The 10,799-nt window shown below is 41.5% G+C and carries 8 protein-coding genes and 1 pseudogene; 5 read left to right on the forward strand and 4 right to left on the reverse strand.

The window, feature by feature from the left end:
* Positions 1–297 precede the first annotated feature (297 nt).
* Positions 298–2,058: a cellulase family glycosylhydrolase gene (locus tag DP117_RS36710; RefSeq protein WP_248277915.1), complete on the forward strand. Its 1,761-nt coding sequence runs from the start codon at positions 298–300 to the stop codon at positions 2,056–2,058.
* A 694-nt stretch (positions 2,059–2,752) separates the two neighbouring features.
* Here the strand turns inward: DP117_RS36710 and DP117_RS31340 are convergent.
* The 3 genes and pseudogenes from DP117_RS31340 to DP117_RS31350 all read right to left on the reverse strand — a co-directional run bounded on the left by DP117_RS31340 (position 2,753) and on the right by DP117_RS31350 (position 5,236).
* Positions 2,753–3,670 carry an ISAs1 family transposase gene (locus DP117_RS31340; protein WP_282440341.1) on the reverse strand — a complete coding sequence of 306 codons (918 nt, stop codon included), beginning with the start codon at positions 3,668–3,670 and terminating at the stop codon, positions 2,753–2,755.
* Positions 3,671–3,771: 101 nt separating this feature from the next.
* Positions 3,772–3,993, reverse strand: a pseudogene (locus DP117_RS31345) (transposase family protein); the annotation flags it as partial.
* A 334-nt stretch (positions 3,994–4,327) separates the two neighbouring features.
* A complete protein-coding gene (locus tag DP117_RS31350) occupies positions 4,328–5,236 on the reverse strand; it encodes a hypothetical protein (protein ID WP_169222092.1) in 909 nt (302 codons plus the stop codon).
* A gap of 574 nt (positions 5,237–5,810) precedes the next feature.
* Here DP117_RS31350 and DP117_RS31355 point away from each other — a divergent pair.
* From DP117_RS31355 to DP117_RS31370, 4 genes are all read left to right on the forward strand, one after another.
* Positions 5,811–6,113, forward strand: a complete 303-nt coding sequence (locus tag DP117_RS31355; RefSeq protein WP_169222093.1) for a hypothetical protein — start codon at positions 5,811–5,813, stop codon at positions 6,111–6,113.
* 425 nt (positions 6,114–6,538) lie between these two features.
* Positions 6,539–7,063, forward strand: a complete 525-nt coding sequence (locus DP117_RS31360) for a hypothetical protein (RefSeq protein ID WP_169222094.1) — start codon at positions 6,539–6,541, stop codon at positions 7,061–7,063.
* Positions 7,064–7,129: 66 nt separating this feature from the next.
* Complete coding sequence (gene mobV, locus DP117_RS31365) at positions 7,130–8,362, forward strand: MobV family relaxase (RefSeq protein ID WP_169222095.1); 1,233 nt, start codon at positions 7,130–7,132, stop codon at positions 8,360–8,362.
* Positions 8,362–9,765, forward strand: coding sequence for a type IV secretion system DNA-binding domain-containing protein (locus DP117_RS31370; protein WP_169222096.1), 1,404 nt, complete (start codon positions 8,362–8,364; stop codon positions 9,763–9,765). Before mobV ends, DP117_RS31370 begins: the two co-directional genes overlap by 1 nt.
* 40 nt (positions 9,766–9,805) lie before the next feature.
* Here the strand turns inward: DP117_RS31370 and DP117_RS31375 are convergent, their stop codons facing one another.
* Positions 9,806–10,768: a group II intron maturase-specific domain-containing protein gene (locus tag DP117_RS31375; protein ID WP_211176451.1), complete on the reverse strand. Its 963-nt coding sequence runs from the start codon at positions 10,766–10,768 to the stop codon at positions 9,806–9,808.
* Positions 10,769–10,799 lie beyond the last annotated feature (31 nt).

The raw sequence follows: 10,799 nt of genomic DNA on the forward strand, positions 1-10,799 counted from the left end.
GACACTGAAATTCTGTACTGATTCTATTTTACGTTTTTTTAGGTTGACCTACTTAATTTTGGATTTAATGACACTAACTATGCGGTAGGAAAATCAGCCGATTACTATCAAGGGGAATGGTTAGAAGCTAGAGAAAGTAACAAGATTGATTACATCGATATTTGGTTTAGCGCAACTACGTACCAATAAAATTAATTTTGACAGAAGTATTTTTTTCTCAAAAATACTTAATCCTCCTGATTCAGTAAAAAAACTCAGTAACACTGAATCAGTGAACCGGAATAGAGGCTTACAAGAATGTCAGCAACTATAGATGACCGAAGTTCTCAGCATAAAGTATACTACACTCGGCTGTTAGACTTACTAAAAGCCGGAAAGTGGAAAGCACAACAAGAAATCGCTTTCATGCTTAATGAACTTTCACATGCCTTTGCTGCTACACTCAATCACAGAGCGAAATCTGCGCAAAAGCAGCATCTGCGGGTATCAATCCGAACCAGGACGCGGTTTTGGATTGGTTCTGTCGTGGTACTGTTGTTAATAGTTTTGTCAGGACATCCTCATAAACTAGTAGAAGTAGCAAATGCGGCATCCATTACATACAAAGGTGTTAACCTTGCTGGTGCCGATTTTGGCGAAGGCTCCCTACCTGGTACTTACAATGTCGATTACACATACCCTACCCATGCCGAGGTCGATTATTTTGTTGGCAAGGGTATGAACACCTTTCGTCTGCCATTCCGTTGGGAACGATTGCAACACCAACAACTCGGCAACTTTGATGCAGATGAAACAGCACGCATAAATGATTTTGTCAACTACGCCACTAGCAAGGGAGCTTTAGTCGTACTCGATCCGCACAACTATGCTCGTTACTATGGCAAGGTCATAGGTCAGGATGTGCCAGTCGACGCTTTTACTGATTTTTGGAGCAAGCTGGCAACCCTTTACAAAGGTAATAGTCGGGTGATATTTGGTTTGATGAATGAGCCAAACAACATGCCAACGGAACTCTGGCGTGACGATGCTAATAAGGCTATCCAAGCTATTCGCAGCACTGGAGCTACTAACCTGATTCTTGTTCCTGGTAATGCTTGGACTGGCGCACATAGTTGGAATCAGTCATGGTATGGCACTTCCAATGCTACGGCGATGCTTGGTATTACTGACCCGGGCAACAACTATGCTTTTGAGGTACATCAGTATCTGGACAGCGACTATTTTGGTACATCCGACCAGTGTGTAAGCAAGACAATCGGTTCCGAAAAGCTTGTGGATTTCACAACATGGTTAAAGCAAAACGGTAAGCGCGGCTTTCTGGGCGAGTTCGGCGGCGGGCGCAATGATACTTGCTATGGTGCCCTCGACAACATGCTGAGCTATATCGACAGCAATTCTGATGTTTGGTTGGGCTGGACTTATTGGGCAGCAGGTCCGTTGTGGGGCGAGTACCGCTACACGCTAGAGCCAGTTTCTGGTAGCGATCGCCCGCAATTAGCGCCACTCAGCAAGCACCTTGGTTCGACAACACCGACACCCACTCCGACAACAACACCAACGCAAACTCCTACACCAACTCCTACACCAACTCCGACACCCACTCCGACAACAACACCAACGCAAACTCCTACACCCACTCCGACACCCACTCCGACAACAACACCAACGCAAACTCCTACACCAACTCCGACACCCACTCCGACACCCACTCCGACAACAACACCAACGCAAACTCCTACACCAACTCCGACAGGTTCATTACAAGCAGAAGCTAACATCCAGTCGGATGGGCAAACTAGCTTTTGTGTCAATTTTCGGGTGACTAATCGAGGTAACACTAGCACCCAAAACTGGCAATTAAAATTCCAGATGTCGCAGGCACAAATCACTAACAGTTGGAATTTCAACTTTACTAAACAGGGTTCTCAATACATAGTCACTCCACCCGATTGGGCACGAGTTATCCAGCCAAATCAAACACAAGAATCTCTGGGTTTTTGTGCTAATAAGCTAGGGTCAGACTACAAACCAACGCAAGTTTCAGCTACTAGTTTGTAATCAACGGATTTGATATAGAACCACAGATAAACACAGATGAACACAGAATATTATCAGTGTTTATCTGTGTCCATCTGTGGTTAAAAATCATTAGACCTCTTGCAAAAGTCAGAGATAATAAAGTCAGTAGATCACAAAGTTTTTTAGAACCCCGACCACATGGACATTTCAACAAAACACCCAAACACCAGAAAATAACCGATTAATCAGCGTTTCAGGCGAACCTGTTAGTTACCTCAAGGCGATCGCCCTGAAACGAACGCTGTTTCCCCTCTGATTCACTCCGGGCTGAAACCCTCATTTTTACGTCAGTTTCCGAAAGTTTGTGATCGACTGAAAGTGGGAGAGTTTTTATAGGCGATCGCCAGAAAAGTATAATAAGGATTTGTTATGTTTGTTGCAGCAAGTGGCGAAGTTCATAATTATACAAACCTGCTATCAAATTAAACCTTAAACTAAACAGGGCAAACGCATCTTAATTTAAAGTGATGGTAAATAATGCCCTGTTGGATGAGTCAGTTCAAGTATTTTAATGATGAATGCAAAGAATGTTAAGAGAACAAGCAGATATTGAAATTCTTTCAATTAAATAATGATACTATCGCTGTTTAATTCTCATGTTAAAATTACACTAATCGTAGCGTTAGTCAGCAGATATAATTAGTGCTTGAGGGTGAAGATAAAAGATAATTTTTTAGCCAAACAGAACTTTCAATAAATAATCGTCATCCCATCCAGCACGGTTACGTTTACGTTTGACACCAACTCTTAGGGATTTTTCTTGATTTAAAAGATTATGAGCTATGTGACGCAGGACGGCAAAGTTTTCAGGAGAATTATCTTTGCGGATTCTCGAATCGTCTTCATTGAATTGAACATCTAATACCCAATGAAGAGAGTTTTCAATCTGCCAATGATTTCTCACATATTCACCAAACTTTTCAGCTTTTAAAGATAAACTACTAATATAGTACCGAGTTTCAAGGTTTGGCTCTCCTTTGATAGTCCTGAGATAATCTACTCTACCAACACTTATGAAAGCTGCCCATTTATCTTCTGGATCAACTAATTCTTTGATATTACTTAAAGTCGTGTAATGTCTAATTTCTCTTCGACCGTGTTCTAGTTCTCGTTGACGATATTCACTATACGTAAATCCTTGATAGCGGCTCAATACAGCCTGTTTAAATAACTCTTCTACTCTTGAATATAGTGAACCTTGGTTCTTTTTTAGGGTGATAACGTAATCTCCTCCTCGCTCTTCAATTAACTTAACAATCTCTCTCTGACAACCCATCGCATCAAGAGTGACAATGCAATCATTCAAGTCTAAAACTCTGAGCAGTTCAGGAATTGCTGTAATTTCATTTGATTTAGAATCAACTTTTACTTGTCCTAAAACTAATTTTTGAGAAGTTGCCCAAGCACTAACCATGTGAATCGCTGCTTTTTCACTTCCCGAATCATAAGAATGCCGTAAAGTCTTACCATCAATGGCGACAACTTCACCATCTGTTCGTAGGCTAATTGTGTTTATCCAATTCAAAAAGCATTGTTGAAATTGTTCAGGATTAATTCGGGCGAATACTCTTGCAAATGTATCGTGACGCATTGTCCCCTTCAAAATGAGGCAGGCTTTGTTTTGTTAATCTGTCTTCGTAGTCGCGTACTCGTTGTAGTAAGCCTGCCTCATTTTGATACGTGTTAGACCCCGTGTGACGGAATACCATTAGGTAATTCTAGAAATTTTTTCAACCATTTATATTTAGCTTCTCCATACATTTCAATATCTACCCAAGTATCGGCTCCAGAAATCACTGCACAGATAGCAATCGTAATAATATCGATTAGTTTATGTAACTTACTACGTTCGATTCTGGGGTCTGACATGGCAGCAAAATGGTCAGCAATTGTAATTCTTGGTTTGAGCTTCACTTTATAGCAACCGAAAACTTTTGCATTCTTTGTGATAATTATTCTAGGTTTCTTTCACTTTTTTTCACAATATCATCTCCGAATTATATCATAATGATAATCATTACATCAAGGGGAGAGAAAAGCCAGCTTTGCTGGCTTTTCTCTCCCCCCTCCCCCTTTTGATTATCATTTTCAGTAAAAGATTTTGAAAATTTGCTGATTGAGAGTCATGCACTTTTTTGAGAGCGAATCATGGATGAGCAAAATCAAGGTTTTCTATACATATATTTACTTTTAAGTCAACCTTGATTGTGTCAGTTTAAGGTGCGTTTGCCCTGAACAAATACCTGCGTTAGCGACCCCAATAAATCTCATACAGAGCGTATAGACAAGGATTTTCAATCTCTGTTCTAAAACTGCAAGACTCACTTAGAGATATGTTTCCTAGTTCAGTCCGCTGCTCGTGCCATAGACCCAAGTAGCTGCCTCGATTCTCATGTTTATACATTTTGGCCTGCATATTACTTTTTTTTCGATTAGGTGGTGTGTAGTCTATTTTCAACAGTTCTGTGGGATGTAAAACCCAAGTAGCTCCAGAGGCGCGGTCAGTTTCGTGTACCTTACTACAGGAGTAGTTAATGGTTAAATCAATCTCTTGTCCTTTTTTTAGAGGCTCATGGAAGTGGGCGCTGATGAAACTTTCTTTGTAAAGATAATCTCTGTCCCTTTCCAGGTCAAAGCGCTCATCTTGGCAGTCTACTCTTACTGGTTCTCCTACGCACTCATAAAAGTCTAACTCCTTTAAGGTTTGCAGATTCTCCTCTAGACACTCTATTTTGAAACTTTTGCTCCACTCCAAACTACCGTTCTCAAAGAATATGGCTTTAGACTCAACTTCCAAAAATCTGAAACTACTACCTTCTGCTTCTGACTCGTTATTCTCTATCAACAACCCATTATCTTTAGAATCAGTATAGTCTTGGGGGTTAAAAATTGCTTCCAATTCTTCCTGACTACAACCTATGGCTTTGCTTATCAAGAGCAGCATCTCTGTTCTTGGTTTCTTCTTTCCTGATTTGTAGTGGCACAGGTTGGATTTGTAGCCGTTTACCTTTCTGGTTAAGGCTTCTTTGTAATCTCTTTCGTTGTAATTGTTCTTGTACTCTTCTAAAGTAATCTCTGCCATTCTTCTAGCAATAGCATAATCTGTTTTATCCTCACTATACTTATCTATTATTTTTCTCAACTGGCCTTCTACCATTACATCCTTCCTTCCGTAGCTTGACCTTGAAAAAACAATGTAGAACTAACCCTAGACTAGAGCCAGTACTACTTTTCGTAGTATGTGAATATTTGCTGGTCTTATCTTAGCTCATATCCTTGCAGTAAGAAAAATTATTACACTTTTTTGGTTGGTACGGTTTTCTATACCTATAGGAATATAAGCGTCTAACTGTGGCTATACCATTAAAACAGTGATTTAATTCCTGCAAAACCTTGCACCATGAAGCTATTAGTTTTACAGTGGACTTAGCAAAGACTTATTTCTAGCTAATTAGGGTTGTCAGGGGGTCAAAGCCTTACATCTATATTGCGATAGAATTATTAGTGTGAGATAGATAAGTCTTTCAATAGTTGACAGATAAGCTGCCGCAAGTTCACATGCTCTGGCAGATGATTTAAGGCTGATATTTGCCAAAAAACCTAAAAGTTATTTGTTTTTAGGGTAACCGGCTTGGTACAAGCTGGACAGGAAGCTTGGACTAGATTTTCTCAAGGAAATTAGTGCAAGTACTTTGCACTTTCTAACTCAGCAGTTATCTCTGATAGGTTATATGTCACATACAATACTGTCTGTAGGTTGGCTAAAGTTCTTCACCCAAGACACTGACACCGACATAAGTGTGAATAAGGAAATTCGCACAGTTTACCGTACGCTGCGCCAAGAAGGAGTAGACGTGCAAATAGCTAGGATAGACGAAAACTGTAATTGTCAAATAGTCAAAGAGGAGGAGATTAATGAAGAACAGGAAGAGGTAAATTATAGGCTAGAGGTTGATTTGGCTAACTCAAATATACCTATGAAGCGATTTAACGAACTCCTTGAGATTTGGGGAGTTACTGAAGTAAGTAACTGACTAATTTTTTCATACTTTTTACTCAGACTGGAAGCTAGTTTAACTTTGAGCTTCCAGTTCTCTTTTGCCTGAAAAAGGTTTACTTTGACTTTCGGTTGTTGATAGCTACATCTTGAGTACCTTTTGTTAATCTCCTTGGAGCATCGACTTATCATAGTTGCCAAAAGACAACTAGTTGCCTGAAGATTCCAGAAATGAAGCTAACTAGTTGCCAAGAGACAACCAAAAAAAACTTGCGGGCAACTATTTAATTTTGGATTTTTGTGTGCGATATTATCCTCATGTCCAGTCACAGAAAGAAAAATTCTAGTTCAACCCTCTTAACGCAAATTATGGCAACAATAAAAACTTGCTCAACGTAGTTAAATGACTTCGTTCTAAAGCTGTTAATCTGTTAAGAATTTACTTTTAAAAGTGGTACAGACATGAGCAGACAATATCATCTTTGTTTGACCAAGTATCCCAAAAAGAAGCCACAACGGCAGTTTAACAGTCTACCCAAAACCACTCTCAACCCAAGATTGATGAACAATTCCAATACAACTACCACAACCAAAAAAGTAGAAAAATCAAAAGCCAAAACTGGCTCACTGGTAGCAACTGCACTTTTTGCCTTACTGGGACTGGGGCTAGTTAGCGTCCTACCCCACTTGGGACAGAATGCCAGTAAACAAGTTGCTACTTCCTCAGTGCCAATAATAAGCATAGAAAATAATGGTCAGAAAAATGATACTATCCATGTTTCTTGGAGCCACTCCGTATCCCAAGCTCAGTTCTGGTTGGATAACTCTCCAGTTAATACTCAATGCGACCAGCACAACTGCACAGTGCTAAAAGGCCAGGGTGTAAGCAAACTTTACTTTCAGTGGCTGAATACTTCAGACAATAAATGGTACTACTTCGAGGGCAACACCGATTATCGAGGTCAGTTTAAAGGTATTCCTTTGTAAGGCAGAGATGGTACTTAATTTAATCGCCTGCAAGCAACAACTTACCTTTTGCGCTTTCTTAACTCAATGGTATATGGAATTTGTCGCATCCAAAAGCTTAAGGCAGGTAATCTTAAACCTTCCCTTCAGCACACACGCAGAAAGCGTTTCACTCCTAACGCTAATCCAGAAAAGGAGCATATCTGCATCATTGGGGAAGAGAAGGAGGAACTAGATTCTTTAGTTAGAAATCGAATTGGAAATCAGTCAATCCGCAAGAACGCAGTTCTAGCAGTAGAAATACTTTTGAGTGCCAGCCCTGAATACTTTCGACCAGATGATAGAAGCGAGGCAGGATACTATGAACCATCACGCTTAGAATATTTTCAGACAGCCGCTTGTCAATGGCTAAGTGAAACCTACGGAGACCGCATTGTGCTGGCCTATCTCCATTTGGACGAAGCCACACCGCACATTCACGCCTATCTTGTACCACTGGATGAGAGAGGCAAGCTCAACTGTCGGGGGCTGTTTGGAACTCGCTCTAAATTGAGCCAACTGCAAGACAGTTTTGCTCTAGCCATGAGTCAAATTGGACTGGAAAGGGGTATTAAAGGCAGTAAAGCTACCCATACTCAGATTCAGAAGTACTATACTGCGGTCACCCAAGCCCCTAACCTAACTCTTAGTGCAGCCGATATTCAGCACCAATTGGCTGATAGGGGACGGATACTCAAAGAAAATGCAGAGTTACAACTAACTGTGGGAGCTTTAGCTAAGCAGTTGAAAGCTTTGAATAGACACAATCTTGAATTGGAAGTAAGTCTTGCATCACTCAAACTTGAGCTAGAAGCATGGCAGCAAAAATACCGCAGCTTGGCGTGCAACCAGGAGTGTATTCCCCTGTCTTTAGTAGCCCATCAACTAGGCTTATCACCAGATAACAGGCAGGTATGGCGCAATCACGATAAGGCACTAAAAATCACCGACACCAAATTTTCTACCCTTTCAGAAAGTCCGCTTAAAGCAGGCAGTAGTGCGCTTGATTTAGTAATGACCGTTTTAGATTGTACCTTTTCGCAGGCTGTAATTTTTCTTAATGACCGTTTTGGACAAGAGGCAGCGTCTCAGAGTGTGGGTTACTACGCTCTTGAACTTATCAAACAGGCACCAGCTAAAACGGAATTTAAAAACATCCAGCCAGAAAAGAACAGCCGAAAGCCACTGGAGAGAGCGCTTTGTGCGGATGAGTACACTAAGCAATTAGAGCCAAATCAGGAGCAGGCGCAAGTTCAGCAGAATCGAGGAGTCCAAAGGTAATGTTTAAGTACGGACAAGAAGACTTGTTTAATTTGTGGCAAATGGGCTGGCAAAGCCTAATTCGCCTGACACTGCTGGCAATCTCGATTGGAAGCGTGGCCACAATCTTCTGGTGGAGCCTGCATTCTCCCAGCCACTCTTTTTACTACCTTTTTCACTATTGGTACAGCTATCTGTACTGCTTCATCCCTTTTGGCTGCTCTCAAGTAGCACGAAATAACTTACAAATTTTACAGCCCTTTATTGACCGTCTTAGCGAGTTGATTAGAAGCTGCACAGTCGTCTTTGCTCTCACCAGCTTCTTCTCTGGAGTGGGCTTGCGATTATTTTTCGTCCAATATAGTCGCAATCTGGAAAAAGCCCGTTACCTGCGGGGAGCCAGACTGCTTAGAGCAGAGGAACTAAACAGCGAGATTGATACCGCTCGTGATAATCAAGGCCGACTCAAATATAAGCCAAGTGGTTCAGATTTGTACTTGGGCAGAGAAAAAGTTAGACTCCCCGCCTCCTTAACCTTTCGCCACATCGGAGTAGCAGGAATCAGTGGCACAGGCAAAACTCAACTAATCAGCAGCATACTGCAACAACTGGCCTTGCGACGAGGACAGAAATGTTTAATTCTCGATTTAAACGGACAATATTATAGTCGCTTTGGACAAGAAGGTGATAAAATCCTGTCTCTCTTTGATAAGAGAAGCGAAAGCTGGTCTTTCTACAGTGAGAATGTGCCTGCTCAGTTTTTTGCTCAGGCTTTAGTAGAAGTTAGCGAGGGGGGCAACAATAAATTCTTTGGTAACGCTGGACGGGCGCTTATGACCGATATTATCAATTGCAACACCAGTGTCAGTGGCGTTTGGCAGGATTTAACCAGTCCGCCTGCCGAAATTTTAAATAAGTTAAAAGACGGAATCAGTCCCGCTCTGCTAGGCGCACCCGAACAAGCAGCAGGCGTAGTAGCCACTACCTCGGTGGAATTAGGTTTTTTGAGGTATTTAAACTGTTGGAATAAAAGTGAGGAATTCTTCAGCCTGTCTGATTGGGTTTTATCCCAAAGTGAGGAATGGGTTTTTCTGATAGTTAAGGATATTGATTTAGCAGCTACCAAACCTTTGCTGCGGTTGTGGGTAGATTTGGTCGTCGGCGGAGTCTTGCAGCGAGAAGAAAACAAAGATTATCCCCATTTGTGGGTCATGGTTGATGAGTTACCTGGTTTAGGATTTCTCCCTAGCCTGGGCAAACTTCTTAGTCAGGGACGTAAGTACAAGTCAACAGTAGCTGCGGGTTATCAGACGCAAGGTCAAATTCAGGAATTGTACGGTGATAAACAAGCCCAAGAAATATTTGCAGGTTTGCAGAATAAAAGTTGGGTAAGGTTTGAGCGTCACCGCTCTCCCCTCCCCTAAGAACCGTGCATAAGACTTTCGCACTTACACGGCTCAAGCCTTACTTCAAGCGAGTTGACTTGGTTTTAGAATGTTCCTGTTTGTGACACGTATGGTGCAAGTGCTGTAGGTTTTCAATGTCGTCTTGTCCACCTTGAGCAACGGGAACTATGTGATGGGTGTTTAATTCCTCTCCATTGAATAAAGGTTCACCACAGATAGGACATTTCCAATTTTGGCTTTGAGCGATTTTATAATTGCGAGAGTTTTTCTCCCAGTGGCTCTTTCCATATTTCTGGTGACGCTTTTCCCAGTATTCTTGGAGTGAAGGGTCATCCGGTGATGCTTCCCCCTTGACCTTTACATGGCGTTCGATAGGCGTGTACGCTATCGGGTATAGGATTATATCCTTTTGTTTACCTCGGCGGTCGCTAGTTGTCGTAGCGAACGTCCATTTATTACCATTTATTGTCTTGAAGTAACGCTTCCGAACCCATTTTGTATTTTTGTTGGGATGTCTACGTTTAGCCCAACTCCAAAGGTATCGCCATGTTCTACTTTTGATATATCCAAAAGTTTCTTTACTGACAACACCTTTGTAATAATTGGAAAATCCACGGAGAATTGGATTAAGTCTTTTTATGACTGCTTCTTGTTCGCTCCCATTCATTGCTGTGATTTCTCGCCCAATTCGTTTGCAGAAGTCCAGGACTTTCTTCTTCGAGGGCTTGATAAGCAATTTGCCATTGTAATGGCGGTGGTTGAATCCAAGAAAGTCAAAACCATCCTCCATCGACGTTATCAGCGTCTTCTCCTCGCTGAGATTGAGTCCTCTTTCTGACAACCATTGCTGAATCTGGATTTGGGCTTTTTCAAGACTTCCTTTGTCTCTAGCTGTGACAATAAAATCATCAGCATATCTAACCACGCCAAGTTTTGGATTGGTGGATTTTATATAGTTTTCTAATCCATGCAATCCGATATTGGCTAGAAGAGGTGATAATAGAGTAGGGACGGAGCGCACCTTCAAACCTCACGACTTGCGTGTTTCTCTA

Source organism: Brasilonema sp. UFV-L1 (genome assembly GCF_012912105.1).
GTDB lineage: Bacteria > Cyanobacteriota > Cyanobacteriia > Cyanobacteriales > Nostocaceae > Brasilonema.

Bases quoted from the DNA above. Each gene is read 5' to 3' on its own strand.
- DP117_RS36710 (WP_248277915.1), top strand. From the start codon at position 298: ATGTCAGCAACTATAGATGACCGAAGTTCTCAGCATAAAGTATACTAC.
- DP117_RS31340 (WP_282440341.1), bottom strand. From the start codon at position 3,670: ATGCGTCACGATACATTTGCAAGAGTATTCGCCCGAATTAATCCTGAA.
- DP117_RS31350 (WP_169222092.1), bottom strand. From the start codon at position 5,236: ATGGTAGAAGGCCAGTTGAGAAAAATAATAGATAAGTATAGTGAGGAT.
- DP117_RS31355 (WP_169222093.1), top strand. From the start codon at position 5,811: ATGTCACATACAATACTGTCTGTAGGTTGGCTAAAGTTCTTCACCCAA.
- DP117_RS31360 (WP_169222094.1), top strand. From the start codon at position 6,539: ATGAGCAGACAATATCATCTTTGTTTGACCAAGTATCCCAAAAAGAAG.
- mobV (WP_169222095.1), top strand. From the start codon at position 7,130: ATGGTATATGGAATTTGTCGCATCCAAAAGCTTAAGGCAGGTAATCTT.
- DP117_RS31370 (WP_169222096.1), top strand. From the start codon at position 8,362: ATGTTTAAGTACGGACAAGAAGACTTGTTTAATTTGTGGCAAATGGGC.